This is a genomic window from Serratia sp. TMDUHS_CL (assembly GCF_037137105.1).
Classification (GTDB): domain Bacteria; phylum Pseudomonadota; class Gammaproteobacteria; order Enterobacterales; family Enterobacteriaceae; genus Serratia; species Serratia nevei.
The window spans coordinates 35,719-61,763 of the sequence record NZ_JBBBDV010000018.1 but is presented as its reverse complement, the minus strand read 5'-3'; the positions used below and the strand labels follow the sequence as shown (position 1 = coordinate 61,763).

At 63.5% G+C, this 26,045-nt stretch carries 22 protein-coding genes; 9 read left to right on the top strand and 13 right to left on the bottom strand.

Features of this window, described 5'->3' with window-relative positions; genetic code table 11:
• The first annotated feature begins 445 nt into the window (after positions 1-445).
• Positions 446-1,933 carry an MDR family MFS transporter gene (locus tag WCL58_RS23815; RefSeq protein ID WP_055312384.1) on the top strand — a complete coding sequence of 496 codons (1,488 nt, stop codon included), beginning with the start codon at positions 446-448 and terminating at the stop codon, positions 1,931-1,933.
• A 50-nt stretch (positions 1,934-1,983) separates the two neighbouring features.
• Here WCL58_RS23815 and WCL58_RS23810 read toward each other — a convergent pair whose 3' ends face one another.
• Both WCL58_RS23810 and WCL58_RS23805 read right to left on the bottom strand, forming a co-directional pair.
• On the bottom strand, positions 1,984-2,283 hold the full coding sequence (locus tag WCL58_RS23810; protein ID WP_049199199.1) for a DUF1161 domain-containing protein: 300 nt from the start codon (positions 2,281-2,283) through the stop codon (positions 1,984-1,986).
• Positions 2,284-2,372: 89 nt separating this feature from the next.
• On the bottom strand, positions 2,373-2,741 hold the full coding sequence (locus tag WCL58_RS23805) for a DUF1283 family protein (protein WP_038873959.1): 369 nt from the start codon (positions 2,739-2,741) through the stop codon (positions 2,373-2,375).
• Between the two features lie 148 nt (positions 2,742-2,889).
• On the opposite strand from WCL58_RS23805, the gene WCL58_RS23800 reads away from it, so the two are divergent.
• Positions 2,890-3,216: a YnfA family protein gene (locus WCL58_RS23800; protein WP_025302721.1), complete on the top strand. Its 327-nt coding sequence runs from the start codon at positions 2,890-2,892 to the stop codon at positions 3,214-3,216.
• A gap of 36 nt (positions 3,217-3,252) precedes the next feature.
• Here WCL58_RS23800 and ydfG read toward each other — a convergent pair whose 3' ends face one another.
• The 5 genes from ydfG to fecI form a co-directional block, all read right to left on the bottom strand.
• Positions 3,253-4,002, bottom strand: a complete 750-nt coding sequence (gene ydfG, locus WCL58_RS23795; RefSeq protein ID WP_016927858.1) for a bifunctional NADP-dependent 3-hydroxy acid dehydrogenase/3-hydroxypropionate dehydrogenase YdfG — start codon at positions 4,000-4,002, stop codon at positions 3,253-3,255.
• A 126-nt stretch (positions 4,003-4,128) separates the two neighbouring features.
• Entirely contained in the window at positions 4,129-4,650 is a 522-nt protein-coding gene (locus WCL58_RS23790; RefSeq protein ID WP_197785382.1) for a GNAT family N-acetyltransferase, read from the bottom strand.
• 199 nt (positions 4,651-4,849) lie between these two features.
• Entirely contained in the window at positions 4,850-7,201 is a 2,352-nt protein-coding gene (gene fecA / locus WCL58_RS23785; RefSeq protein ID WP_070914942.1) for a TonB-dependent Fe(3+) dicitrate receptor FecA, read from the bottom strand.
• A 115-nt stretch (positions 7,202-7,316) separates the two neighbouring features.
• Positions 7,317-8,273, bottom strand: a complete 957-nt coding sequence (gene fecR, locus WCL58_RS23780) for a ferric citrate uptake sigma factor regulator FecR (protein ID WP_336851683.1) — start codon at positions 8,271-8,273, stop codon at positions 7,317-7,319.
• A complete protein-coding gene (gene fecI, locus WCL58_RS23775; RefSeq protein ID WP_164058054.1) occupies positions 8,270-8,794 on the bottom strand; it encodes a ferric citrate uptake sigma factor FecI in 525 nt (174 codons plus the stop codon). The genes fecR and fecI overlap by 4 nt, the downstream gene beginning before the upstream one ends.
• Before the next feature lie 429 nt (positions 8,795-9,223).
• On the opposite strand from fecI, the gene guaD reads away from it, so the two are divergent.
• Positions 9,224-10,540, top strand: a complete 1,317-nt coding sequence (guaD, locus tag WCL58_RS23770; protein WP_102984741.1) for a guanine deaminase — start codon at positions 9,224-9,226, stop codon at positions 10,538-10,540.
• Here the strand turns inward: guaD and WCL58_RS23765 are convergent.
• Positions 10,525-11,688 carry an MFS transporter gene (locus WCL58_RS23765; protein WP_102984740.1) on the bottom strand — a complete coding sequence of 388 codons (1,164 nt, stop codon included), beginning with the start codon at positions 11,686-11,688 and terminating at the stop codon, positions 10,525-10,527. The two genes, guaD and WCL58_RS23765, sit on opposite strands and share 16 nt — an antisense overlap.
• 103 nt (positions 11,689-11,791) lie before the next feature.
• On the opposite strand from WCL58_RS23765, the gene WCL58_RS23760 reads away from it, so the two are divergent.
• Positions 11,792-12,706, top strand: a complete 915-nt coding sequence (locus WCL58_RS23760; protein WP_336851682.1) for a LysR family transcriptional regulator — start codon at positions 11,792-11,794, stop codon at positions 12,704-12,706.
• A 106-nt stretch (positions 12,707-12,812) separates the two neighbouring features.
• Positions 12,813-15,014, top strand: a complete 2,202-nt coding sequence (dcp, locus tag WCL58_RS23755) for a peptidyl-dipeptidase Dcp (protein ID WP_336851681.1) — start codon at positions 12,813-12,815, stop codon at positions 15,012-15,014.
• Positions 15,015-15,086: 72 nt separating this feature from the next.
• Here the strand turns inward: dcp and WCL58_RS23750 are convergent, their stop codons facing one another.
• From WCL58_RS23750 to WCL58_RS23730, 5 genes are all read right to left on the bottom strand, one after another.
• The gene (locus tag WCL58_RS23750) at positions 15,087-16,397 is read right to left on the bottom strand and encodes an MFS transporter (protein WP_004938595.1); all 1,311 of its coding nucleotides are present in this window, start codon (positions 16,395-16,397) and stop codon (positions 15,087-15,089) included.
• A 142-nt stretch (positions 16,398-16,539) separates the two neighbouring features.
• Entirely contained in the window at positions 16,540-17,169 is a 630-nt protein-coding gene (locus tag WCL58_RS23745; protein WP_055312376.1) for an N-carbamoylsarcosine amidohydrolase, read from the bottom strand.
• 9 nt (positions 17,170-17,178) lie between these two features.
• Positions 17,179-17,931, bottom strand: coding sequence for a maleate cis-trans isomerase family protein (locus WCL58_RS23740; protein ID WP_016927838.1), 753 nt, complete (start codon positions 17,929-17,931; stop codon positions 17,179-17,181).
• 15 nt (positions 17,932-17,946) lie between these two features.
• Positions 17,947-18,741 carry an alpha/beta hydrolase gene (locus WCL58_RS23735; protein WP_336851680.1) on the bottom strand — a complete coding sequence of 265 codons (795 nt, stop codon included), beginning with the start codon at positions 18,739-18,741 and terminating at the stop codon, positions 17,947-17,949.
• Positions 18,738-19,889 (bottom strand): FAD-dependent monooxygenase, encoded by a 1,152-nt coding sequence (locus tag WCL58_RS23730; protein ID WP_033645813.1) that lies wholly within the window; start codon positions 19,887-19,889, stop codon positions 18,738-18,740. The genes WCL58_RS23735 and WCL58_RS23730 overlap by 4 nt, the downstream gene beginning before the upstream one ends.
• Positions 19,890-20,216: 327 nt before the next feature.
• Here WCL58_RS23730 and WCL58_RS23725 point away from each other — a divergent pair, with 327 nt between their 5' ends.
• From WCL58_RS23725 to WCL58_RS23710, 4 genes are all read left to right on the top strand, one after another.
• On the top strand, positions 20,217-21,275 hold the full coding sequence (locus WCL58_RS23725; RefSeq protein WP_060440010.1) for a 2,5-dihydroxypyridine 5,6-dioxygenase: 1,059 nt from the start codon (positions 20,217-20,219) through the stop codon (positions 21,273-21,275).
• Positions 21,276-21,341: 66 nt separating this feature from the next.
• The gene (locus WCL58_RS23720; protein ID WP_336851679.1) at positions 21,342-21,815 is read left to right on the top strand and encodes a MarR family winged helix-turn-helix transcriptional regulator; all 474 of its coding nucleotides are present in this window, start codon (positions 21,342-21,344) and stop codon (positions 21,813-21,815) included.
• Between the two features lie 85 nt (positions 21,816-21,900).
• Complete coding sequence (locus tag WCL58_RS23715) at positions 21,901-22,443, top strand: (2Fe-2S)-binding protein (protein ID WP_336851678.1); 543 nt, start codon at positions 21,901-21,903, stop codon at positions 22,441-22,443.
• Positions 22,436-26,008: a molybdopterin cofactor-binding domain-containing protein gene (locus WCL58_RS23710; protein WP_336851677.1), complete on the top strand. Its 3,573-nt coding sequence runs from the start codon at positions 22,436-22,438 to the stop codon at positions 26,006-26,008. Before WCL58_RS23715 ends, WCL58_RS23710 begins: the two co-directional genes overlap by 8 nt.
• Positions 26,009-26,045: the final 37 nt, after the last annotated feature.

Sequence of the window (26,045 nt, the reverse complement as noted above, 5' to 3'; positions counted from 1 at the left end):
CACTGCCCGGCGGGCGTGGCGGTACAAAACGGGCGTTTCGCATGAGGTTAGCGACATTGAGCGAAGGGTGTGTTCGGCATAGCGTGCTGAACGGTGGCTCAATACGTGAGTTAATCAGTATAAGATACTGATATTTAAACTAGAGAAAGCACGAAGCCCAATGACCCCGGCTAGGGAAGGTATAGCACCCTGTCGTTGGCCATGCCAAGTTTTATGAACAAAATCAGTTGATTGAGATTACGCGGATCGGCGCCTCAGCCCGCGTCAGCGCTGGGATGCGCGGAAAGTGAAAAAAATCCGCAGCAAAACGTTACGCCGTAACAATCAGTCCAAATGGTGCGATTCGCCGCCGGCAAAGACAGGATGTGAGGGCGGATAGACTTGGCGCAGGCGCTTGCTGATATACTCAGGGAAAATAAAAACGCCAGGAAACCTGCATAACGCCATGACAAATAACGTTTCACCCGCACCCATCGCCCACCGCCCATTGATTCTGATCGCCTGCATGCTGGCGATGTTCATGTCGGCGATCGAAGCCACCATCGTCGCCACTGCCATGCCGACCATCATCGGCGATCTCGGCGGCTTCTCGCTGCTGGGGTGGGTGTTCGCGGTCTATTTGCTGGCGCAGGCGATCACCATTCCCATCTACGGCCGCTTGGCGGATCTCTACGGCCGCAAGCGGGTGTTCTTCTTCGGCGCTACGCTGTTCCTGCTGGGATCGGTGCTGTGCGGCTTCGCCCCCGACATGTATTGGCTGATCGGCTTCCGTCTGCTGCAAGGGTTGGGCGCCGGTGCCATCATGCCGATCGCCTCCACCATCATCGGCGATATTTACAGCGCTACCGAGCGGCCGAAGGTGATGGGCTACCTGTCGAGCGTGTGGGGCGTGTCGGCGATCATCGGCCCGTTGCTGGGCGCGTTTATCGTCCAGCATCTACCGTGGGCGCTGGTGTTCTGGGTCAACCTGCCGATCGGCCTGCTGGCGATGTTCTTCCTCTGGCGCTATCTGCCGGCGCATCAGCAGCTGCGGCGGCACGCGCTGGATCTGGCGGGCACCGCCTGGCTGACGCTGTTCGTTTCGGCGCTGCTGCTGGCGCTGTTGCAGATGGAAAGCCTGGGATGGTGGGTGGCGCCGTTGCTCGCGCTGGCGGCGGCTTCGCTGGCTTTGCTTGTCCGCCAGGAGCGGCGCGCGGTCGAACCGCTGTTCCCGCTGGCGCTGTGGCAAAGCCGGGTGATCGTTGCCGGTAACATCGGCGGGCTGGTGATCGGCGCGGCGATGATGGGCATCAGCGCCTTCCTGCCGACTTTCATTCAGGGCGTAATGGGCGGCTCGCCGCTGGAGGCGGGCACCACGCTGGCGCTGATGTCGATCGGTTGGCCGCTGGCCAGCACGCTGAGCGGCCGTTTGATGCTGATGACCTCGTATCGCGCGACGGCGCTGCTGGGGGCGCTGCTGTTGGTGGCGGGCGGCCTGATCCTGCTGATGCTGCAGCCGAACGGCGGCCTGCTGTGGGGCCGGGTGGCGGCGTTTATGGTCGGCGCCGGCATGGGGCTGTGCAACACCACGTTTTTAGTGTCGGTGCAGAACGCGGCGCATTACAGCATTCGCGGCATCGCCACCGCCTGTACGGTATTTACCCGCATGGTGGGGTCGGCCATCGGCACCGCCATTCTGGGCGCCACGCTGAACCTCAACCTGCAGTGGCGCTTGCCGGAAATCGACGATCCGGTGCAGCGGCTGATGGAGCCGGCGGTGCGGCAGAGCATGGGGAGCGAAGCGCTGGCGCAGCTTATCCAGCAGGTGGCGGCTTCGCTGCATTGGGTGTTCCTGGTGTCGGCGCTGGTGTCGTTGCTGGCGCTGGCGGCGGCGATGCTGATCCCGGCGCGTTGTCGACCGCAGGGCGAAGAGGAAGAGGCGGAGCAGGCTTAAGGGAAAAGGAAAGGGCGCGGCTGTTGCGCGCCCTGGGTAGCCGAAGCGGCTTACTGCGTGTTGGAGGTGTCCTGGCTGGTGCCGGTCTGCGCCGCGTCACCGCGATCGTCGCCGTTGTTCAGGCGGGTATAGACGATCTTCTGGGTGTCGTTTTCGCAGTGGCCAACCACTTGGCCGCCGGCTTGATCGGCCTGATCGTTAGGCACGATCTCCAGTTTGAAGCCGGACTCCGGAACGCCGTTATTGATGATTTTTTGCGAAATGTCCGCTTTCACGCTTTCGCAGGAGGCCAGGGCCGCCAACGGCGCGCCGGCCAGCAATACAGCGGTTAATATCAGCGTTTTTTTCATCACGTCATCCTTTTAGACAATGGACTTCCTGTAACAGGATAGCAGTAACGGCGGCCGGGTTTCACGCTTGCCCGCCCGCCGCAGGCGGATTAAGGAATAATCCGACGCCCGGTCTGGCGATCCAGGCATTTACGGGTGTCCGGCTCCCAGTACGCGTTGACGTTGTTGCTGTCGTTGCAGCGGTCTTCGTCATCCGCCGCGCGATCGGCCTTGTCGAACTCTTTCTCGACGCGAGTGTTAACCTTGTGGCGCAGGGTTTTGGTATCATTCCACTGCTCTTTGCTCTGGCGCGCTTCTTCGGTGCTCATCGCGCCGCTGCCTTTGCCATCGACGGTGACGCAGGTGCTGCCCTGAGTGCAGGTGGCGGCCAGCGCCGGCGCCTGCCAGGCGCCCATGACGGCCAGCATGGCGACCGGCAGCATCCCGCGTAGCAGTCGTTGGGTCGAAAATGTTTTCATCGTTTCATCCTTATGAGTGAGTGCGCCTGATGATGGCGACACTGGCGTTACCTCGCCCGCAGGCGTGGTGACAAATATACCACTGCGTTCCTGGAATTCACCAGCCAAGCGCCGATTCGTTTAATTTACCGAGAGAAAACTGCGACCGATGTTAAAAACCACGCTGTTGTTTTTCGCCACTGCGCTCGCCGAAATTATCGGCTGTTTCCTGCCTTATCTCTGGCTCAAGAAGCAGGGCAGCGCCTGGCTATTGCTGCCGGCGGCATTGAGCCTGATGCTGTTTGTCTGGCTGTTGACGCTGCATCCGGCGGCCAGCGGGCGGGTTTACGCGGCCTACGGCGGCGTGTATGTAGCGACGGCGCTGCTGTGGCTGCGGGTGGTGGACGGGGTGAAGCTGTCCGCGCTGGACTGGGTGGGCGCCGGGGTGGCGCTGGTGGGCATGCTGATCATCGTTTCCGGCTGGCGTGCGGCCTGAGGAAACAGGGCGGGAGTCGCCTCCCGCCGATGGAGATCAGGCGCCGCGGTGGATGTTCAGCCCGGCGAAGGACTGGCTGACCGGCATCATTTCCAGCGTGTTGATGTTGACGCGCGCCGGCAGCGTTGCGACCCAGAACACCGACTCGGCGATGTCTTCCGGCGTCAGCGCATCGGCGCCTTCGTAGGTTTTGTTGACCTTGCCGTCATCGCCCTTGAAGCGCACGTTGGAGAATTCGGTGCCGCCCACCAGGCCCGGCTCGATATCGGTCACGCGGATGCGCGTGCCGTGCAGATCGGCGCGCAGGCCCAGGCTAAACTGTTTGACGAACGCCTTGGTGGCGCCGTACACGTTGCCGCCGGCGTAAGGCCAGTTGGCGGCGGTGGAGCCGATGTTGATCACATGGCCGACGTTGCGCTCGACCATGGCCGGCAGCAGCGCGCGCGTCATGTTCACCAGCCCTTTGGCGTTGGTGTCGATCATGGTTTCCCAGTCATCGGCGTTGGCTTTGTGCGCCGGCTCCAGCCCCAGCGCCAGCCCGGCGTTGTTCACCAGCACGTCGATCTGGCGCAGCTCGGCCGGCAGTGCTTCGATCGCCTGCTGAATGGCGGCGCGGTTGCGCACGTCGAGCCGCACGATGTGCAGGGCTTGGCCGAGTTCTTCCTGCAGCTCTTCGAGACGCTCAAGGCGGCGCCCGGCGGCGATCACCTGGTGGCCTTCACGGATAAAACGGCGCGCAATGGCCTCGCCGAAACCGGAGGTGGCGCCGGTAACAAAAATAATCATGTTGCTGTTCCTCAACTGTTTTTACCCTACATACCGCTATCATTAGCACAAACCTGCAGGCAGTGGCAGCGGTTATCACGGCGCAGAGAAAAAAAAGGTCACACCGGGCCGGCGGCCCGATGCTGATTAGCGCTGAGGCGGCAGGTGGTATACCACGGCGTCGTACTTGATGTTTTCACGCTTGCCGGCCAGCACGCCGCCCAGCGATTCGGCCAGGCGGCGGCTGGCGGTATTCTGTTCGGCCACCGGGTAGAGAAAGTGCGGCGGCTGAAAGCGCTCGGTGGCCCAGCGCGCGATACTCTGCACGATTTCGCGGCCGTAGCCCTGGCCGTGCAGGCCCTCTTTCACCCAGATGCCCAGCTCCGGGGTGTGGCTGCGCAGGTTATGCGCGCCGCCGACGCCGACGAACTGCCGGTCTTCACGCCGGCGGGCGACGAAGATCACTTCTTCGCCTTCGCGCATCAGCGGCAGCCAGCCTTGCCAGACGTTGGCGAAATCTTCCGGCGACGCCTCCGGCTCAAAGGTCATAAAGCGCGTCAGAGTGGGGGTGATCGCCTGGTAAACATCGTCGGCGTCTGCTGCGGTAAAGGGGGCAATCAACAAACGGTCGGTGTCCACGCGGCACTGAGAAAGGTCATTATGATTCATCTTATTTTCCCTCGCTTTTCAGGCCAGAACGGCAAAAAATCCGCGCCTATAAATTAGGGCGGATCGTCGATATTACGCGCATTGGCGGCAGAAGCGACTTATTTTTCGTCGCTTGGGCAAGATGGAAAGAACGGGTTTGGTGACAATGTCACGCTATAAGTGAGGCGGCGAGCGCGATAGGTGCGCCCGCCGCCGGGGGTCAGAACTTCACTGAGCCTTGCAGATAGATCGTGCGCGGCTGGCCGACGTACAGACCTTTGTTATTGTCGTCATAGGCGCGGGTGAAATACTCGTGGTTGAACAGGTTTTTCACGCCGACGCCCAGATTCAGACCGGCCATTTCCGGGCCGAAATCATAGGCGGCGCGCACGCCCCACAGCATATAGCCGGGAATGCGGCCGGTGCTGCCGTCGGCGCTTTCCGCCACGGTGTTGGCGTTGTCGGCGAACTGGCTGGATTGGAACTCGCCGTTAAGGTTAAACGCCCAGTTGCCCGGCGTGTAGTCCAGCCCCAGCGTGCCTTTATGCTTCGGCGAGAACGGCACCTGATTGCCCTTGTAGCCGCCGTCTTCACGGATGGTGGCGTTGACGTAGGCGTAGCTGGCGTAGGCGGTCAGGTCGTCCAGTTTCGGCGTCAGCTGCGACAGATCGTAACGCAGGCTGCCTTCCAGCCCGGCGTGGCGGGTTTTGCCGCGCGCGGTCACGCTGTCGGTCACCTGGTTGGAGTCGTACTGGTTGTTGAAGTTGATCAGGAACAACCCGATCTCACCGGTCAGCGCATCGCCGGCGTAGCGGGTGCCCAGCTCCCAGGTGCGCGCCTTCTCGGGTTCAATCTTGCCGCTGTCGACCGCTTTGCCCATCTGGCTGTACTGTACGGTGCCGAAGGAGCCTTCGGTGTTGGCGTACAGGTTCCAGTATTCGTTCAGGTGATACATCACGTTCAACGCCGGCAGCGGCGCGTTATAGCTGACGTCGAGACGGTTGTTCTTGATGTAGTTGTTCTGATACGACTTGATGTACTCGTAGCGCATGCCCGGCGTAATGGTCCAGTCGCCGATATCGATGCGATCGTCAATATAGAAGGCGTGCGCCTCGGTGCCGGACTGGGTGTCGCGATCGTACGGGCTGGCGGTGGACGGCAGCCGGCCGGTGCTGGCCTTGCTGGTGTAGCGCAACTCGTGGGTGGATTCGCTGACGTAGCGGTAGCCGACGCCCACCTCATGGGCTGAATCGCCCCAGCGGAAGCTCTGGCTGTAGCGCGGTTCCACGCCGCGCACCCAGTATTCGCGCGGCGACAGCGTCAGGTTTTTGCCCTGATCGAGATAGCCGCTGCGCAGGGTGTAGGTGTAGAAGCTCTGCACGTCGAACTTGTGCTGCTGATCCGGCTGATACTGGTAGCCGAAGTTCGCCAGCTGGCGCCGGCCCCAGAACTTGTCGTACGGGCGCGTCGACTGGAACGGGTTGGCGTTGTAGTCCGCCCGGCTCAGGCCGCCCGGCATGTCCGCTTCGCCTTCGTAGTATTGCAGCAGGCTGTTGAAGGTGTGCACTTCGTTCGGGGCGTAACGGCTTTTCAGCATCACATCGTCAATTTTGGTCGCGCTGTGTTCGCGCCAGTCGCTGCCGCGGGTGCCGGAGTAGAGCAGCGCCGCGCCGAGGCCGTTGTCGGCGGTGCCGCCGATCATCAGGTTACCGGTGCCTTTCGGGTGATCCTGGCGCGAGGTTGGGCTGAGCTGCCCCTGCATGCCGGCCTCCATGCCGAAGGTTTTCGGGATGGCACGGGTGACGAAGTTGACGACGCCGCCGACGCTCTGTGGCCCGTAACGCACCGCGCCGCCGCCGCGCACCACGTCAATCGCATCCATATTGCCGAGCGAGACCGGCGCCAGCGACAGCTGCGGCTGGCCGTAAGGGGCGAAGGGCACCGGGATGCCGTCCATCAACACGGTGGAGCGGCTGGCGAGGCGTGGGTTGAGGCCGCGAATGCCGAAGTTCAGCGCCATGTCATGGCTGCCGGTGCCGTTGTTCTCAGGTGCCACCACGCCCGGCACGCGGTTCAACGCTTCGCGCACGGTGGTGGTGCCGGTTTTGGCGAATTCTTCGCGGCGCACCACGTCGCGCGCGCCGGGATGTTCGAACACGTCTACCTGACGGCCTTCCGCCAGCCAGTCACCGACCACGGTGATGTCTTCTTCCTTCTGCGGCTGCGGCAGTTTGGCCAGCGTGTAACCGTGGTTGCCGAGCGCTTTAGCCTGCAGGCCGCTGCCGGCCAGCAGGGCGTTCAGGCCGTCATCGACGCCGTAGCTGCCGCTCAGGCCCGGCGAACGCTTACCGGCGGTCAGCGTGCCGTCCACCGAGAGCGCGATGCCGGCGCGCGCGGCGAACGCGTTCAGCGCGCCGTCCAGCTCACCGGCCGGAATGTGATAGGTTGCAGCGGCGCTGGCGGCGCTCGCCGTCAGCGGTGCGGCGAAGGCCAGGCCAATGGCCACGGCCAGCGGCGTGGCCCGTTTTCCCCAAAGCGAAGCCGGCGCTCCCTTTCCCCAAGCGTTGTTCATACCTTCTCCTGAATCATTTTTTATTTATTGCTGCAGTGTTTTCCTGGGAGTCGGATGAGCAAAGCAAAAGGGACAATCAAGAATGCGATTTTTTATCATTTTCATTTAAAAAGATTCAGGCGGGGACGATTTTCAGCCAATAGCGGGTAAAGCTCTGCAGGCGCACCGGCAGGGTCTGGCTGAGCAGGGCAAGGGCGCGATCGGTATCGTTGAGCGGGAAACTGCCGCTGACGCGCAGGCCGGCGACGGCCGGATCGCAGCTCAGATGGCCGCGCCGGTAGCGCGCCAGTTCGGCGATCACCCGGTCCAGCCGCCACTGGCTGACGCTCAGCACGCCGCGCAGCCAGCCGTCCTCCGCCGCAGCCGGTTGTTTGTCGCTGAAGGCCGCGGCGCTGAAGCTTATCTGTTCTCCGGCTTCCACCCGGCGAGTTTGCCGCGCGTCCTGCGCCAGCTGCGCTTCGACCGCATGCTCCAGCACCGTCAGGCGCGTCTCGCCGCCGTTCTCACGCACCAAAAAGCGGGTGCCGAGCGCGCGCATCGCTCCCTGCGGGCTTTGCACCCACAGCGGCCGGGGGTCGCGTCCGGTAACCAGGCTGATCTCCCCGGCGTGCAGGCGGATCAGCCGTTGGCGATCGTCGTAATGCACGTCCACCGCGCTGGCGGTGTTCAGCACCAGCTGGGTGCCGTCGCTTAACACAATGGGTTTGATTTCGCCGGTGGCGGTGCGGTAGTCGGCGCGCAGCTCCCGGCCGAGCGGCGACTGGTAAAGGAAGCCGCTGCCACCCACGCCGAGCAACAGCAGCATGCTCTTCAGCAGGGTGCGGCGATCGATCGCCGATTGGCGGCCGGCGCGATCGAGCGCGCGGTAGCTGAACTTGCCCGGTACGCCCTGCAGCTGGCTCTGCAACGCTTCGACGCGCTGCCAGGCCCAACGGTGATCGTCATGCTGCTGGTACCAGACTTGCCACTGTTGGCGCTGGCGGTCGGTGACGTGCTCATCGCACAGCAGGGCATACCAGTGTGCGGCCATCTTCAGCGCCTGGCGCTGTTCGGGGGTGATGGCGTTGCTCATGAGAAAACGTCGTTTTCCAGGCTGAACAGCAGGCAATGCTCGGTGGCCTTGGCCATGTATTTTTTAACCGAGCTGACCGACACGCCGAGGCGCACGGCGATGTCCGCATAGCCCAGGCCTTCGAGCTGCGACAGCAGGAAGGCCTGTTTCACCTTCGGCCCCAGGCCGTCGAGCATGGCGTCGATCTGCTGCAGGCTTTCCAACAGGCTCTGGCGCTGCTCCGGCGACGGGGCATAGCCGTCCGGGATCAGCGCCAACATCTCTAGATAGGCGCGCTCCAGCGTTCTGCGGCGAAACAGATCGACCATCACCCGCTTGGCGACGGTGACCAGAAAATCTTTCGGCTCGCGCAGGGTCGCCGCGGCGTCGCTTTTCAGCAGGCGCATGAAGGTGTCCTGAGCCACGTCGTCCGCGTCGAAAGCGCAGCCCAGCCGCCTGCGCAGCCATCCCTGCAACCAGGCATGGTGGGTGGCGTAAAGGCGCGACAGCGCGGCGTGCGGGGCAGAAGCGGTGGCGGACATGGTTTTCGCATTGCTGGTCAAAAAGATGCGCGGATGATAATTGAGAATGGTTATCGTTTCAAGTTTGTCGGGTGGCCTGCGGAATGGGGCAGACCGCTTTGCATCGCGTTAAAATAACCGCAGCGGCCGCGAAATTATCCGCTTGCCCGGTAAAGGTGCAGCGGCGCAGCGTTATTCCGGCAAGCAAACGGTTGCTATTGGTCTACCGTTGAAGATCGCCGCGCGCTTTATTCTTTTTCATCGGTTGGTTTTCTTTGATTAAATTAATATGTCTCTGTTTTTAAATGTAAATGTATTTTATGGCCGCCTATTGGCACACGGCTTGCTATGCTTAATCCGGTCTTTGAGTTTGGGTAATAAAAGGCATTGTTTCATCAGCGAAGATTATTACGCGGGTGAGCTTGGCCGGTCGTCACAAGGAAGAAAATAATGGCACTGCAATTCACCACGGCTATTCGTGGCAATTTTTTTGATATCACCGCCTGCGTGGAGAAAGCGCAACAGCTCGACGAACGCCTGCGGCACATTCCCGACGGTTTGTTGCTGCTCAACGAGGGCACCATCGTCTGGTTCGGCAGCTGGCAGCAGGGTGAGGCGCTGTTGCCGCCGGGTTTCGCGGTCACGGAGTATCGCGACAAACCGATCGTGCCGGGCTTTATCGACACCCATATCCACTACCCACAAACCGAAATGATCGGCGCCTATGGCGACCAGTTGCTGGGGTGGTTAAACAATTACACCTTCCCGACCGAAAGCCGTTACGGCTGCGAACAGCACGCCGACGAGATGTCGGCCTTCTTTCTGCGGGAGTTGCTGAGCAACGGCACCACCACCGCGCTGGTGTTCGGCAGCGTGCACCCGCAGTCGGTCGATGCGCTGTTCACCCAGGCGCAAGCGCTGAATATGCGCCTGATCGCCGGTAAGGTGATGATGGATCGCCATGCGCCGGAGGCGCTGCTGGAAACGCCGGAGCAAAGTTATCGCCAGACGCGTGAGTTGATCGAACGCTGGCACGGCAAAGGCCGCCTCGGCTACGCCATTACGCCGCGCTTTGCGCCCACCAGTACCCCGGCGCTGTTGGCGCAGGTGCAGCGGCTGCGCGAAGAATTCCCCGACGTTTGGCTGCAGACGCACCTGAGCGAGAATCCGCAGGAAGTGGCCTGGGTAAAATCGCTGTTCCCGCAGAGCCAAAGCTATCTGGACGTTTACCATCGCTACGGCATGACCGGCGGCAAAAGCGTGTTCGCCCACTGCCTGCACCTGGAGGAGCAGGAGTGGGACTGCCTGTGCGAGACCCGCTCGGCGATCGCGTTTTGCCCCACCTCCAACCTGTTCCTCGGCAGCGGGCTGTTCGACCTGCAGCAGGCCTGGCGCAAGCGGGTGAAGCTCGGCATCGGCACTGACGTGGGGGCCGGCACCACCTTCAATATGCTGCGCACGCTGGGCGAGGCGTACAAAGTCGGCCAGCTGCAGCATTACCGGCTCTCCGCCGTAGAAGCGTTCTATCACGCCACCCTGGGCGGCGCCCGCGCGCTGGCGCTGGACGACAAAATAGGCAACTTCAACGTCGGCAAAGAGGCGGATTTCGTGGTGCTCGATCCGGCGGTCACGCCGCTGCAGCAGTTACGCTACGCCAACAGCGCCACGTCGGCGGAACAAGGGTTCGTGCTGATGACGCTGGGAGACGATCGCAATATTTATCGCACCTATGTGGACGGCAAGGTGGTTTATCAGGCGCCGCGCTGACGCAGCCGCGCCTGCAGCCAAACGCTGAGCGGCGCGACGGCGACCGCGCTCAGCGCGCACAGCCATAACAGGCGTTGCAGGCTAAGCGGGGTGAGGCCGCTGCTCAGCAACGCGGAGGAGAGCAAGAAGGCCGCCGTGGCGCTCAGGTGTATCAGGGCGGTTTGCAGTACGCCAAAGGCGGCGCGCTGCCGAGCGTCCGGCCAGCGCATGCTCAGGGAAGAGATCGCCACCAGCCGCGCATAGGCCGCCGCGAGAAACGCGACCATGAACAGCTCGCCGCGATCGCCACCGCGCGCCGCCAGCCACAGGCTGCCCAGCAGCAACAGCGTGGCGCCCACCGTCAGCGTCACGGCGCCAAAGCGTTGCAGCCAGCGGCCCGCCAGTACGGTCGCCAGATAGCCGGCCACGCCGCCGATGAGAAACAGCCAGGGCAAATGCGCGTTTGCCACCTGTAGCCGCTGGGTGAGCAGCGGCGCCAGCACCGGGATCAGCAGCATCGGGCTGAACTGCGTCAGGCCGGCGGCGGCGGCGAACAGCAGCAACCGGCGATCGAGCGCGACGGGCGCGGTAGCCCGTGGCTGCGGCGCATCCCTGGGAACGAACAGCGCGACCAAGACGGCCGCCAGCAGACACAGCCCGCCGATAGTCACCAGCGCGGCGCGCCAGCTCGCCACTTCGCACAGGTACAGCATGCCCGGCATGCCGACAATGCTCACCAACGAAAAGGACGCGATCACCGTCGCCAACATTCTGCCGTGCAGCGCGGCCGGTGCGGCGTTGAGCAGCAGGCCGATCCCGACGCCCATCGTGGTGCCGCCCAACAGCCCGGCCAACAGCCGCAGTGCCAGCAGCCAGTAAAACTGCTGGGTTGCAGCGATCAATAAGGTGGTCACGCCCAGCAGCGTGACGTTGAGCAGCAGAAAGCGCCGCTTCTCAACGCCGCCGATCCAGAAAAATGCGCCGATGCCGGAAATCACCGCCGCCAGCGTATAGGCCGCGCTGACATAGCCGGCGAAGCTGACGGGCACGGAAAAATCGGCGGCCATGTAGAGGAATATCGGGTTGAATACCATGTATTCCAGGGCATTGGTGAACTGAATAAAGGCGATGACCAGCGCTATCGCCGTCAGCTTTCTCGCGGGTGTCATAAGCATCCATGGGTTGCAGAATCAGGCCGGCAGTGTAGCGTTTGGCGTTGGTCGGGATTAGATGGTAGAAATGGCATGGTTTGTTATCAAATTAGGGATAATCATGCGCGCCAAATTGGATTTAAACCTGCTACGCATTTTCGTGGCGGTGGTGGAACAGGGGAGCTTCGTCGGGGCGGCGCGGGCGCTGGCGATGCCGACCTCCAACGTCAGCCGCTATATCTCTCAGCTGGAGCGCCAGCTCGAGCAGCGATTGATAGAGCGCAGCACCCGTTCGATGCGGTTGACGCCGAACGGCCAGCTGTTGCATGAACGCACCCAGCCGCTGCTGGCGTCGCTGGAACACACCGCGCAAACCCTCAGCGAGCGGCAGCAACAGCTGCGCGGGCCGCTGCGCCTGTGCGTGCCCAATGAAGTGGGGCCATACCTGTTGGGCGAGCCGCTCGCGGCGTTCGCCCTGCAGCATCCGCAGATCGAAATCAACTGCGTGACCAACCTGGCGGGCATGGCGTCGCTGCTCGATGATGTCGATCTGGCGGTGATGATCAGCCGGGGCATACTGGACGACAGCGACTATGTCGCGCAGCCGCTGGCGTCTTTCCCCTGCATCGTGGTGGCCGCTCCGGCGTTGTTGGCGCAGTGGCCGCCGTCGTCGGAGATTGAACAATTCACGCAATTGCCCTGCATCAGCACGGTGAATGCGCTGAAGGGGATGCCGTGGCAGTTCATCCGCCCAGACGGAACCTTCGTTACCGTCCCGGTCAATACGCGCTATCGTGTCAACAGCGGGGAGATGGCGCTGAAGGCGGCCTTGGCCGGCGTGGGGTTCGCCATGCTTTCCGAGCTCGGCTGCCGGCCGTTTCTGGCCGACGGCCGTTTGGTTGAGGTGCCGCTGGCACTGCCGCCGGCGCCGTTGCAGCTGTATGCCGTTTACCCCGGCCGGCGTTATCTGCCGGCCAAAACGCGCGCGTTGCTGACGTTCCTGATACAGCAGGTTGGCCAGGCGGCCAACTTCTAATCACTTGTTTTTGCTCAAACTGCCAACTGCACCTAAGCTAGGTGATGACTCAGAGGGAGCGATTCCCCGAGACCTTATTCCGTGAACATGGAGGAGTTTCGATTTGATGCGTTTATCCACATTGGTGCTGGCGATCGGCATGGCGCTGGGCTCGCAGGCACAGGCAGCAGAAACCCAACCTCACGCCGACCATAGCGCGCTGCCCAGCGGCCAGGCGAAGGAGGCTACCGTGACCGGTGAAGCCAATCAGCACGACAAGCAAAAGACTCAGAATCCGTTCTTCTATCAAAGCCGCCTGCCGTTCCAGGCGCCGCCGTTCAACCTGATCAAGGAGAGCGACTACGCGCCGGCGATCGAGGCGGGCATCAAGCAAAAGCGGGAAGAGGTGGAGAAGATCGCCAACAACCCGGCCAAGCCTAATTTCAAGAATACCTTCGTGGCGCTGGAGCAGGCCGGTTCGCTGCTGACGCGGGTGATGAGCGTGTTCGGCGCCATGACCTCGGCCAACACCAGCGACGCGCTGCAGAAACTGGATGAAGAAACCTCGCCGAAGCTGGCGGCATTGAACGACGACATCATGCTCAACGGCAAGCTGTTCGCTCGCATCAAGGCCATCTATCAGGATCGCGATGCGCTGAAGCTGGATCCGGAATCGCGCCGGCTGGTGGAAGTGACCTACAAGAACTTCGAGCTGGCGGGCGCCAACCTGTCGGACGCCGACAAGGCCAAGCTGAAGGCGCTGAACCAGGAAGCGGCGACGCTGAGCACCCAGTTCACCAACAAACTGCTGGCGGCGAGCAAGAACGGCGCGCTGGCGATAACCGACCCGGCGAAGCTGGACGGCCTGTCGGAAGGCGAGCTGGCTGCGGCGGCGCAGGCGGCCGCCGAACGCAAGCTGGAGAAACAGTGGCTGCTGGTGCTGCAAAACACCACGCAACAGCCGCTGCTGCAGAGCCTGAAAGATCGCGATACCCGCCAAGCGCTGTTCGACGCCTCCTGGACGCGTGCGGAGAAGAGCGACGGCAACGATACCCGCCAGACCATCTCCCGTCTGGCCAAGGTGCGCGCCGAGCAGGCCAAGCTGCTGGGCTACCCGAACTACGCCGCCTGGAAACTGCAAAACCAGATGGCCAAGACGCCGGATGCCGCGCTGAGCTTTATGCGCAACATCGTGCCGGCGGCCACCGCGCGCGCCGAGCGTGAGGCCAAAGACATTCAGGCGGTGATCGACCAGCAGAAAGGCGATTTCAAGGTGCAGGCCTGGGACTGGCAGTTCTACGCCGAACAGGTGCGCAAGGCCAAGTACGATCTGGACGAGTCGCAGATTAAGCCTTACTTCGAGCTGAACAACGTGCTGAACAACGGCGTGTTCTACGCCGCCAACCTGCTGTACGGCATCAGCTTCAAGGAGCGCAAGGACATTCCGGTCTATCAGCCGGACGTCAAGGTGTATGAAGTGTTCGACAAGGACGGCAAATCGCTGGCGCTGTTCTACACCGACTACTTTAAGCGCGACAACAAGGGCGGCGGCGCCTGGATGAGCAACTTCGTCGATCAGTCGAAGCTTAACGGCACCAAGCCGGTGATCTACAACGTCGCCAACTTCACCAAACCGGCGCCGGGCCAGCCGGCGCTGCTGTCGTATGACGACGTAATCACCATGTTCCACGAGTTCGGCCACGCGCTGCACGGCATGTTCGCCGATCAGGAATACCCGAGCCTGTCGGGCACCAACACCGCGCGCGACTTCGTCGAGTTCCCGTCGCAGTTCAACGAGCACTGGGTCAGCGATCCGAAAGTGTTCAGCCACTTCGCCAAGCACTACCAGACCGGCGAGGCGATGCCGCAGGAACTGGTCGACAAGATCAAGAAGGCCGACAAGTTCAACAAGGGCTACAGCATGACCGAGCTGCTGTCCGCCGCGCTGCTGGATATGCACTGGCACATGCTGACGGCCGACCAGCCGCAGCAGGACGTGGACAAGTTCGAGGCCGAGTCGCTGCAAAAAGACAAGGTCGATCTCAGCTACGTGCCGCCGCGCTACCGTTCCAGCTATTTCCAGCACATCTGGGGTAACGGCTACGCCGCGGGCTACTACGCCTATCTGTGGACGGAAATGCTGGCGGACGACGCCTTCCAGTGGTTCACCGAACACGGTGGCCTGACCGCCGAAAACGGCCAGCGCTTCCGCGACATGATCCTGTCGCGCGGCAACAGCCAGGATCTGGAGAAGCTGTACATCGACTGGCGCGGCAAAGAGCCGAGCATCGAACCGATGCTGATCAACCGCGGGCTGAAGGACGAGTAAGTTCGGCCATTCCCGGTAAGTAAACAAAAGGGCGCGTTATGCGCCCTTCGTCTTTTTCGGCTTGGCCGACATTCAGCGGTTCACCACCTTGGCCGGCAGGGCCACCACCAGCAGCGAGCTGAGCAGCAGGCAGCCGGCGAAGGCCCAGAGCGCGCCGCCGCTCTTGCCGGTCAGATCCAGCGCCAGCCCCATCAGCGAATTGCTCACCAGCCCGGCGATGTTGGCCAGCGAACAGGCCAGCGCGAAGCCGGTCGCCGCCGCCGTGCCGCGCAGGAAGGTGGCCGGCAGGCTGAAGAATACCGGCACCGCACCGATGATCGCCGCCTGGGCGATGGAGAACAGCAGCACCGTGGCCAGCGCATTGTGGGTGAAGAAGGTGCTGCCGGCCATTGCCAGCGCGCCGACGATAAACGGCACGATGATATGCCAGCGCCGTTCGCGCAGCCGGTCGGAGCTGCTGCCGATCAGCAGCATACCGAGCAGGGCGGCGACGCTGGGGATCGCCGTCAGGTAGCCGATGGTGGTGATGTCGGTGACGCCGGCGGTTTTGATGAAGGTCGGCATCCAAAAGCCCATGGCGTAGGCGCTGAGCAGAATGGCGAAGTCGATGCCGCCGAGCATCCACACTTTCAGGTTGAAGAAGCCGTCGCGGAAGCTGTGCTTGCCGTGATCGGCCTCGGCGTCGTCACGCGCCAAATCGTCGGCGATGCGCTGTTTTTCCTCGGGCGTCAGCCACTTGGCCTGCTGATAAGTGTTAGGCAACAGCCAGAAGGTCAGCACCCCCAACAGCACGCTGGGAATGCCCTCCAGCAAAAACAGCCACTGCCAGCCGTGCAGCCCGTGGCGCATGTCGAAATGGCCCATGATCCAGCCGGAGAGCGGCCCGCCGATCACGCTGGACAGCGGCAGGCCGATCATGAACAGCGCGATGATGCGGCCGCGGCGATAGGTCGGGAACCACAGCGTCAGGTAAAAGAGCACGCCGGGCAGAAAACCGGCCTCCGCCACGCCGAGCAGAAAGCGGATGACGTAGAACTGGGTCGGCGTGGTGACGAACATGGTGGCGGTGGACAGCAGCCCCCAGGTGATCATGATGCGGGCGATCCACATCTTGGCGCCGACGCGCTGCAGGATCAGGTTGCTCGGCACCTCGAACAGAATATAGCCGACGAAAAACAGCCCGGCGCCCAGGCCGAAGGCCGCTTCGCTCAGCTGCAGCGCATCGGCCATCTGCAGCTTGGCCAGCCCGACGTTGATGCGATCGAGGTAGGCCGCCAGGTAACACAGGCAAAGAAACGGGATCAGTTTCCAGGTGATTTTGCGGTACAGCAGCAGCGATTCTGCGTCCGCTTTCCCCGCCAGCGGGGTGTCGACAATGGCCATGATGTTGTCTCCAGGTGGTGCGTGTTGGCCTCCGCAGGAGGCGCCTGTTGTGTTTGCGTTGCAGGGGCGCCGCCCTGTTTCGGGCGGTCGCGTGAGGCGCTGTCTGCGCCTTCGTTATTGTCGTTGCAGGTGAGTCGTTGATTCATAACCGGTTCAGGTAGTCGAGCGCCTCCCGTTTGTGCACCACGTCGCCGTATTTGCTGTCGATGTCGAACAGGTTGGCTTCGTGCGGGCCGGGGTGACGATCGCCGACGCACTCGCGCACCACCATGGCGCGAAAGCCGTGCTGCACCGCGTCCACCGCGCTGGCGCGGATGCAGCCGCTGGTTGAGCAGCCGATCATCAGCAGCGTGTCGATCCCTTGCGCCACCAGCAGCGGCGCCAGCGCGGTGCCGAAGAAGGCGCTGGCGTATTGCTTGCTCAGCACCACCTCATCGGCCAGCGGCGCCACCGGCGGGCAGAACGCCGCCAGCGGGTTGCCCGCCACCATGTCCTTCATCACCGGCGCTTTTTTGACCCACAGGCCGCCATCGGCAAAATGGCCTGCATGATAGCGGATATGGGTGTGGATCACAGGAATTCCCGTGCGGCGCGCACAGGCCAGCAGCTCGCGGCTTTCCTCGACCGCGCTCACCACGCCCGGCGCGAACAGCGGCGCGCCTTCGGTGGTGTAGGCCTGCATAAAGTCGATCGCCAGCAGCGCCGGGCGCCGGCCGAAGCCGAGGCGCTGGCCCCAGACGCCGCGATAATTGTCGCTGAGGGTGTCGTTCATCATGCCTCCTCAATAGGCGCCGGACAGCAGGGCGCCGGCGCCGGGGACGATCGGCTCCAGCTCCAGCGCGGTCAGCATCGCGTAAGTGGTGGCGATGGCGGCGGTGATCACCGGTTTGCCGGTTTGGGCCTCCACCGTCGGAACGGCCGGCAGCGAAGGCATCTGCACGCAGGCGGACAGCACGATAGCATCGACCTCGCGTAAATCCATCTCGGCGACGATCCCCGGCAGCCTGGCCGGATCGTGCCGGCCGACGTCGAGGTTGTCCGGGATCTCCAGCGCGCGCCATACCTTGACCTCAATGCCTTCGTGCTGGATGTAGTCCACCACCAGCTGGGTCAGCGGTTTCATATAGGGCGCCACCAGCGCGATGCGTTTGGCGCCGATCACCTTCAGGCCGTTGACCAGCGCGCCGGCGCTGCTGATAACCGGCGCGGCGGCCTGATTGTCTTTCGTCACCTGCGCCAGCCGGGCCTGCGATTCGCGGTGGTAGCCCAGCCCCATTGCCATGATGGCCACCAGGCAGGCGTAGCCGAGCACGTCGACCCGCGCGTCGGAGAGTTCCAGCGCGCAGCGATCGGACTCGGCGTCCATCGCCGCCAGCTCTTCTTTATTGACGTGTTTCATGCGCATGCGGCTGGAGTGAAAGGTGAAACGCTCCGGGCGTATCAGCTGGCGCGCGCCCAGCATCGCCGGGATCTCGGTTTCCATCGTGGTGTTGGAGCTGGGCACGATCTGGCCGATGCGGTAGTGGTTGCTCATGTCGGTGTTCCTCAGTTAATCCAGAAAATCGCCCAGGGCGCGGAAGAAGCCGTCGAAATCGTCCCACGGGATCATGTGTCCGGCGTTCTCGACCTCGACGATGGCGATCTCCGGCTGCAGCGCGCGGATCTCCGCCCGGTCTTCGGGCTGAATGACGCCGCCTTTGCCCGCGACCATCAGCAGCGTCGGCATGGCCAGCAGCGGGTAGTCACGGTGGCTGTCCACCTGATGAAAATCGTCGTAGGCGCGTTGGATCGCCGGCTCGTAGCAGGTATGCAGCCACTCGGCGCGCAGCCGGCGCTGCTCCTCGCTCCAGGTCGGGCAGAAGGCGCGCATCTGCTCGGCGCTCATGCCCGGCAGCGACTGCCGGATAGAGTCGGCGTACCAAGGCCATTGGCCGGGATAGGCGCGGCGGCCGGGGCCGGAAACCGGCGGATCGACCAGCACCAGCCGCCGCACGCCGGCGGGCTGCAAAACGGCGGCGCGCAGGGCGAAGCGGGCGCCCATCGAATGGCCGAGCAGGGCGTAACTGGTCAGGTTCAGCGCGGCGACGAAGGCGTTAACGTCCTGCGCGCAGGTCTCTGCGTCATAAGCCAGTTCCGGGCCGCTGGACGACAGACCGCGGCCGCGCACGTCGAGTACGTAGACGTCGTATTTTTCCCCCAGCCGCTCGGCGACGAAGCCCCAGGTGATCGCCGGGCTGGTGATGCCGGGGATCAGGATCAGCGCCGGGCCGTGGCCGCCGTAGCGCAGGTAATGTTGGCGAATGCCATTGGCGTGAGCGTGGGCGCCGTAGAGGAAGGTGCTCATGCGGCGTTCTCCGATTTCAGCGCTTGAGCGTACAGGTCGTAGCCGTAGACCCAGGCCGGATCTTCCTGAGTGCGCAGGAAGGTGTTGGCGTTGGACACCGCCTGCACCCTGGAGGCGCGCTCTTTGCGGTTGGCTTCATACAGCTGGAAGGCGGTGCGGTAGTCGCCGAGGCCGGTTTCCTGCAGGCAGCGGGTCAGCATGGCGGCGTCTTCGATCGCCATCGCCGCGCCCTGCGCCATGTGCGGTTTCATCGGATGGCAGGCGTCGCCGAGCAGCACCAGACGGCCTTCGCTCCACAGCGGCAGCGGTTTGCGGTTCAGTAATGGCCATTTGGTGACCTGCTCGCTGGATTCGATCAGCGCCTGCACGATCGGGTGGTAGCCGGCGAAGGTTTCGAACATCTCTTCGCGGCTGCTGTCGATGAAGCTGCCCTGGAAATCCCAGGCCGGGTGCGGCACGCCGCTCACGTAGTAATACTCGTCGCGCCGTTGGGTGGTGTAGTAGACCATCAGATGGCGATCCGCCGACCACCACTTCACGCAGTCTTCGAACGTCAGGTTGTATTTCGCCAGCTTCTCGCCGCGGATCAGCGCGCGGTGGGCCACCCAGCCGCTGTAGGTCGGCGCTTCCGCCCCCAGAAGATGTTCGCGGATGCGCGAATTGATGCCGTCGGCACCGATCACGATGTCGGCATGGGCCGAGGTGCCGTCGACGAAGTTCAGCACCACCTCGTCCCCGCGATCTTCAATCTTGCTCAGGCATTTGCCGAAGTGCAGGGTGCCGGGCTGCAGCGCGGAAAGCTGCAACGCCTGGAGATCGCCGCGGTGCACCGTCACATAGGCGGCGCCGTACTCCCGGCGGGCGAAGGCGCCCAGTTCGATGCGCGACAGATAGTCGCCGCTCTCGGCATCGCGGCTGAACCAGAAATCAGGATGAGACGCCATCTGCTCCAGCCGCTGCTCAATGCCGAGCCGGCGGAAAATCTTCAGGACGTTCGGCCCCATGTGAATGCCGGCGCCGAGGCGCGAGAACGCCGGGCTCTGTTCATACAGATCGACGGTAAAGCCGGCTTTTTGCAGCAGCCCGGCGGCGGCGGCGCCCCCCAGCCCGGCGCCGACGACGGCGATGCGTGGTTGTTTGCTCATCATGTTTCCCCTGTCTGTTGGCTTTTTTCAGCGTAGGCCCAACGCGTGGCTGGACGATCGATTTATAGTGTATGCACTAGATAGCGCAAGGTTGCAAAAGTGTTAAATAAGATCTTGCTCACGCTAATTGACGGCGCATTACTGTTAAACTCATGTTAATCACAGGATTGAAGAGGGATGAAATAGGACTTTCTTATGATGGACAGTCGCGACTTGCTTTCCTTTGCTTTTTTGACTTAGATAAAAACGAGCGTGTTCACTTTAAATTGTTTGAAAAATCACCGCCGCCTTGCGGGCGTCGGACCCCCTTGACGAGACAGGAGACAGGCCATGGCGGTCAATGAAACCCAGTTGGTACAGCTGTTCGAGCAGGTGCTTACGCTGTCGAAGGTCGATGCTTCGCAGAGCGTGGCGATTTTGAAAAGCCATTATTCCGATGCGCGCACGGTGCGCGCCGCGACCGACGCGGCGCTGCGGCTGGGCGCCAGGGTGTATGCCGTCGAACTGCCGGCGTTCAACCATCCGCGGGCGATGGGCAACGACATGACCGCCTATTGCGGCGATACCGCGCTGACCGGCAACCTGGCGGCGCAGCGTGCGCTGGAGGCCGCCGATCTGATCGTCGATACCATGATGCTGCTGCATTCGCCGGAGCAGGAGCAGATCCTGAAAACCGGCACTCGCATCCTGCTGGCGGTGGAGCCGCCGGAGGTGCTGGCGCGCATGTTGCCCAACGCGGATGACAAGGCGCGGGTGCTGGCCGCCGCCGCCGTACTGGAGCAGGCGAAGCTGATGCAGGTGACCTCCGCCGCCGGCAGCGATTTCCGCGCGCCGCTCGGGCAATACCCGACGGTGACCGAGTACGGCTATGCCGATGAACCGGGGCGCTGGGATCACTGGCCGAGCGGCTTCCTGTTCACCTGGCCGAATGAGGAGCAGGCGGAAGGGGTGCTGGTGCTGGAGGTCGGCGATATCTTGCTGCCGTTTAAAAGCTACGCGCGCGAACGCATCACGCTGGAGATCGAACAAGGGTTCGTTACCCGCATTCATGGCGGTTTCGAGGCGGAATACCTGCGCGAATACATGAAATACTTTGACGATCCGGAGGTGTACGGCATCTCGCACATCGGCTGGGGCCTGCAGCCGCGCGCCCAGTGGACGGCGATGGGCCTGCACGACAAGAACGACGGCATGTGCATGGACGCGCGTGCGTTTTACGGCAACTTCCTGTTCTCAACCGGGCCGAATACCGAAGTGGGCGGCACGCGCAAAACGCCTTGCCATATGGACATCGCGCTGCGCCGCTGCGACATCCGCCTCGACGGGCAAACGGTGGTGGCGGACGGGGAAGTGGTGGCGCCGGAGGCCTCGCGCGTGCGCCGGGCTTAATCGTTGCTGCCAACGGCGGGGGTTTGTACTATTCTCGTGGATTCCATAGATGGTGAGAGTAACGCAATGACGCCCCCCGAATACCCGTCAGCCGTGAGCGGCCAACCCGAAAATTATCATTTTACCGAGCAAGTCGGGCACCTGCTGCGCAAGGTTTATCAGCGCCACCTGGCGATTTTCCAGCAAAACGTCGGCGATTCGCAGCTGACGGCGGTGCAGTTCATCACCCTGTGCGCGGTGCGCGATATGGGGCCGAGCTCGCTGACCGAGCTGGTGCAGGTGACGGCGGTGGATCAGGCCACCATACGCGGCATCGTCGAGCGGCTAAAGGCGCGCGATCTGATCACGGTGACGCCGGATCCGGTGGATCGGCGTAAGGTGGTGGTCGGCCTGACCGACGCCGGCGCCGTGCTGCTGACGGAAACGGTGCCGCAGGCGGCGAAAATTACAGAGCTGACGTTCGGCACGCTCAACCCGGCCGAACGGATAGCGCTGATATTCCTGCTGAATAAAATGCTGGAAAATCCGCCCACCGGCTGATTCGCCCGCGCAACGTCGGTTGCCTGGTGGTCGGTGGCGAGAGGCCAGCCCATAAGACCATCAAGTGCAGGCGGAGACGCGAACAATGGCGATATCTGAAGTGCAGTCGCCCAGGGAAGGCGCGAACACCACGCTGACGGAGCATCCGCTGATGCTGTCGGTGAACGGCGAACAGCTTCATGCGCAGGTGATGGCGGATACGCCGCTCTTGCTGGTACTGCGCAACGATCTGGCGCTCAACGGCCCGAAATACGGCTGCGGCCTGGGCGAATGCGGCGCCTGTACCGTGTTGATCGACGGCGTGGCGGCGCGCTCCTGCGTGATCCCGGCGCTCGGCGTGTCCGGCCGGGCGATCGTGACCCTGGAAGGCCTTGGCGATCGCCAGCGCCTGCACCCGGTGCAGCGTGCCTTTATCGAAGAGCAGGCGGCGCAATGCGGCTACTGCCTCAACGGCATGATCATGACCACCAAAGCCCTGTTGGATCGCAATCCCACCCCGAGCGAGGCGGAGATCCGTCAGGCGCTGTCCGGCAACCTGTGCCGCTGCGGCACCCATCTCGAAATCCTGCGTGCGGTTCAGCGCGCCATCATTCTCTGCCGCGATGAGGACGCCCACGCTCATGACTGATTCCCGTCCCTCATCGCCGAGCCAGGCCGAATTGCTGCAGCGCGACGGCGTGCTGCTGATCGTCGACAGCGTGCAACCGCCTTCGGGGCCGGTGCCCAAAGGGCAAACGCCGGTGCTGAAGCCCAGGGAGCAAGGGCTGTTTATCGCCCTGTGCGGCAGCGGCGAAATCTATGCCTTTAACGGCCATGTCGATCTCGGCACCGGCGTGCGCACCGCGCTCGGCCAGATCGTCGCCGAAGAGCTGTACCTGCGCATGGATCAGGTGCGAATGGTGCTGGGCGATACCGAGCGCGCGCCGAATCAGGGCGCCACCATCGCCAGCGCCACGCTGCAGATCTCCGCCGTGCCGCTGCGCAACGCCGCCGCCGAAGCGCGCCGTTGGCTGTTGCGCCAGGCGGCGCAGCGCTTCGATGCGCCGGTGGAACAGCTGACGCTGGAGGAGGGCGTGATCCGCAGCCCGCAGGGGCAGGCGCTCAGCTACGCCGAGCTGGTGGCCGGCGGTCATGTCGAGCTGTCGATTTCCGGCGACGCGCCGCTGAAACCTCAGACGGAGTATCGCCTGGTGGGCACCAGCGCCGCGCGCGTCGATATTCCGGCCAAGGCGACCGGCGAAACCACCTACGTACACGATATGCGCCTGCCAAACATGCTGCACGGCCGGGTGGTGCGGCCGCCCTATGCCGGTTACGACAGCGGCGAATTTGTCGGCACCAGCCTGCTGGCGGTGGACGAAACCTCGATCGCGCATATTCCCGGCATCGTCAAACTGGTGGTGATCGGCGATTTCATCGGCATTGTCGCCGAGCGCGAAGAACAGGCGATCAAGGCAGCGCAGGCGCTGCAGGTCAGCTGGAAAGACTGGCGGCGCAATTTGCCGCAGATGACCGACGTGGCGCAGGCGCTGCGCGACAACCCGCACTCGACCCGGGTGGTGCACGATACCGGCGATGTGGACGCGGCGCTGGCGACGGCCGACAGGCGTTTCACCCGCAGCTACCTGTGGCCGTATCAGCTGCATGCCTCGATTGGCCCTTCCTGCGCGCTGGCGGACTACCGGCCGGAGCGCCTGCAGGTCTGGTCAGGCAGCCAGAACCCGCACCTGCTGCGCGCCGATCTGGCCTGGCTGCTGGAATACCCGGAAGCGCAGATCGAGATTGTTCGCATGGAGGCGGCCGGTTGCTATGGCCGCAATTGCGCCGATGACGTCTGCGCCGACGCGGCGCTGCTGTCGCGCGCGGTGGGCAGGCCGGTGCGGGTGCAGCTGACCCGCGAACAAGAACATGTGTGGGAACCGAAGGGCACGGCGCAGCTGATGGAGGTGGACGGCGGGCTGGACGCCGCCGGGCACCCGGTCGCCTACGACTTTCGCACCTATTATCCTTCCAACGGCGCGCCGACGCTGGCGCTACTGCTGACCGGTCGGGTCGAGCCGCTGCCGGTGGCCTATGAAATGGGCGACCGCACCTCGGTGCCGCCTTATGAGTATCCGGCGCTGCGTGTCAGCATCGAAGACATGGCGCCGATCGTGCGCGCCTCCTGGATGCGTGGCGTTTCCGCCTTGCCGAACACCTTCGCCCACGAATCTTATATCGATGAGCTGGCCCACGCCGCCGGCGTCGATCCGCTGGAATACCGGCTGCGCTATATCCATGACGAACGCGCCAGTGAGCTGATGCGCAGCACCGCAGAGCGCGCCGGCTGGACGCCGCATACCGAACCGATGCAGACCCCGGCGGAAGACGGCGTGCTGCGCGGGCGCGGCTTTGCCTACGCCCGTTACATCCACAGCAAGTTTCCCGGCTTTGGCGCGGCCTGGGCCGCCTGGGTGGCCGACGTGGCGATCGACAAAGCCAGCGGCGAAGTGGCGGTGACGCGCATCGTGGTCGGCCACGACGCGGGCATGATGGTCAACCCGGACGGCGTGCGTCACCAAATTCACGGCAACGTGTTGCAATCGACCAGCCGGGTGTTGAAAGAGCGCGTGACCTTTGAGGAATCGACGGTCTCCGCCAAAGAATGGGGGGCTTACCCGATCCTGACCTTCCCGGAGGTGCCGGAGGTGGACGTGGTGATGATGCCGCGCCCTTACGATCCGCCGATGGGCGCCGGGGAGTCGGCGTCGGTGCCCAGCGCGGCGGCCATCGCCAACGCGGTGTTCGACGCCACCGGCATTCGTTTTCGCGAGCTGCCGATCACCTCGGATAAGCTGCGAGAGGCGCTGAACGGGCCGGACGCCGAGCGGCAGGCCGCACTGCCCAAGAAAAAGAAGCGCGGAAAATGGTGGTTCGGCGGTGCGGCGGGGCTGTTCGGCGCGGTGCTGGGCATCGCGGGCAGCGCCCTGCCATGGCGGGCGGAGATCGCACCGGTGGCGACGCCCGGCGCCGGCACCTGGTCGGCCGCCACGCTGGAGCGCGGTCGCCAGTTGGCCGCCGCCGGAGACTGCGCGGTTTGCCATACCGCGTCGGAAGGGGCGACCAACGCCGGCGGGCTGGCGATGGCGACGCCGTTCGGCACGCTCTACAGCACCAACATTACCCCGGACGTGGCAACCGGCATCGGCAACTGGTCATTTACCGCGTTCGATCGGGCGATGCGCCAGGGCATCGCCCGCGACGGCCGCCATCTGTATCCGGCATTTCCCTACACCGCATTCAGTAAAATGACCGACGGCGACATGCAGGCGCTGTACGCTTATCTGATGTCGCAACCGGCGGTGCGCCAGAGCAATCCGGCCAATCAGATGCGCTTCCCGTTTAACCTGCGGCCGCTGATGGCGGGTTGGAACGCGCTGTTCCTGCGCCAGGGGGAATTTCAACCCGATCCGCAACAAAGCGCGCAGTGGAATCGCGGCGCCTATCTGGTCAACGGGCTCGGCCACTGCGCCGCCTGCCATTCGCCGCGCAATCTGCTGGGGGCAGAAAAGGGCGGCGCGGCTTTCCTGGCGGGGGGGATGGTGGACGGGTGGGAAGCGCCGGCGCTGAATCAATTGGCCAATGCGGACAAGCCCTGGACCGAGGAGCAGCTGTTTCAGTACTTCCGCAGCGGGCATTCCGCCGAGCACGGCGTGGCGGCCGGGCCGATGGGGCCGGTGGTCAGCGAACTGGCGACGTTGCCGCAGAGCGATCTGCGGGCGATGGCCAACTATGTGATGTCGCTGAGCACCAAGGCGACGCTGAATGTGGAGCCGCAGGCGCAGTTGGCGGCCCGCGCCTTGCCGGTGGCGGGGCAGTTGGCCGGCGAGCGGTTGTTCCAAGGCGCTTGCCAGGCCTGCCACAGCGCCGCTGCCGGTGGGCCGCAGCTGTTCGGCGTCAGCCCGGATCTGGCCAATAACACCAATATCTTCAGCGATCGCCCTGATAACCTGATCAAAGTGATCCTGCAAGGGATCCCCAAACCGGCCACCGCCGAATTGGGCTTTATGCCGGGCTTTAAGGACAGCTTTTCCGATCGGCAGGTGACGGCGCTGGTGAATTATCTGCGCCAACGCTATGCCGGCGACAAACCGGCCTGGCGCGACGTGGAGGCGCAGGTGGCGCGGCTGCGCGCGGAGCCGGGGAATCATTAACATTGTAAATTGTTACATTGGGTTATTGACTGGCGGC

Coding starts and splice junctions, on each gene's coding strand:
- WCL58_RS23735 (WP_336851680.1), bottom strand. CDS start 18,741: ATGAGCACCTTCCTCTACGGCGCCCACGCTCACGCCAATGGCATTCGC.
- WCL58_RS23760 (WP_336851682.1), top strand. CDS start 11,792: ATGCGCGCCAAATTGGATTTAAACCTGCTACGCATTTTCGTGGCGGTG.
- dcp (WP_336851681.1), top strand. CDS start 12,813: ATGCGTTTATCCACATTGGTGCTGGCGATCGGCATGGCGCTGGGCTCG.
- WCL58_RS23765 (WP_102984740.1), bottom strand. CDS start 11,688: ATGACACCCGCGAGAAAGCTGACGGCGATAGCGCTGGTCATCGCCTTT.
- WCL58_RS23715 (WP_336851678.1), top strand. CDS start 21,901: ATGGCGATATCTGAAGTGCAGTCGCCCAGGGAAGGCGCGAACACCACG.
- WCL58_RS23730 (WP_033645813.1), bottom strand. CDS start 19,889: ATGATGAGCAAACAACCACGCATCGCCGTCGTCGGCGCCGGGCTGGGG.
- WCL58_RS23720 (WP_336851679.1), top strand. CDS start 21,342: ATGACGCCCCCCGAATACCCGTCAGCCGTGAGCGGCCAACCCGAAAAT.
- fecR (WP_336851683.1), bottom strand. CDS start 8,273: ATGAGCAACGCCATCACCCCCGAACAGCGCCAGGCGCTGAAGATGGCC.
- fecA (WP_070914942.1), bottom strand. CDS start 7,201: ATGAACAACGCTTGGGGAAAGGGAGCGCCGGCTTCGCTTTGGGGAAAA.
- WCL58_RS23725 (WP_060440010.1), top strand. CDS start 20,217: ATGGCGGTCAATGAAACCCAGTTGGTACAGCTGTTCGAGCAGGTGCTT.
- WCL58_RS23750 (WP_004938595.1), bottom strand. CDS start 16,397: ATGGCCATTGTCGACACCCCGCTGGCGGGGAAAGCGGACGCAGAATCG.
- guaD (WP_102984741.1), top strand. CDS start 9,224: ATGGCACTGCAATTCACCACGGCTATTCGTGGCAATTTTTTTGATATC.
- WCL58_RS23815 (WP_055312384.1), top strand. CDS start 446: ATGACAAATAACGTTTCACCCGCACCCATCGCCCACCGCCCATTGATT.
- WCL58_RS23790 (WP_197785382.1), bottom strand. CDS start 4,650: ATGAATCATAATGACCTTTCTCAGTGCCGCGTGGACACCGACCGTTTG.
- WCL58_RS23805 (WP_038873959.1), bottom strand. CDS start 2,741: ATGAAAACATTTTCGACCCAACGACTGCTACGCGGGATGCTGCCGGTC.
- WCL58_RS23745 (WP_055312376.1), bottom strand. CDS start 17,169: ATGAACGACACCCTCAGCGACAATTATCGCGGCGTCTGGGGCCAGCGC.
- WCL58_RS23710 (WP_336851677.1), top strand. CDS start 22,436: ATGACTGATTCCCGTCCCTCATCGCCGAGCCAGGCCGAATTGCTGCAG.
- WCL58_RS23810 (WP_049199199.1), bottom strand. CDS start 2,283: ATGAAAAAAACGCTGATATTAACCGCTGTATTGCTGGCCGGCGCGCCG.
- WCL58_RS23800 (WP_025302721.1), top strand. CDS start 2,890: ATGTTAAAAACCACGCTGTTGTTTTTCGCCACTGCGCTCGCCGAAATT.
- ydfG (WP_016927858.1), bottom strand. CDS start 4,002: ATGATTATTTTTGTTACCGGCGCCACCTCCGGTTTCGGCGAGGCCATT.
- fecI (WP_164058054.1), bottom strand. CDS start 8,794: ATGTCCGCCACCGCTTCTGCCCCGCACGCCGCGCTGTCGCGCCTTTAC.
- WCL58_RS23740 (WP_016927838.1), bottom strand. CDS start 17,931: ATGAGCAACCACTACCGCATCGGCCAGATCGTGCCCAGCTCCAACACC.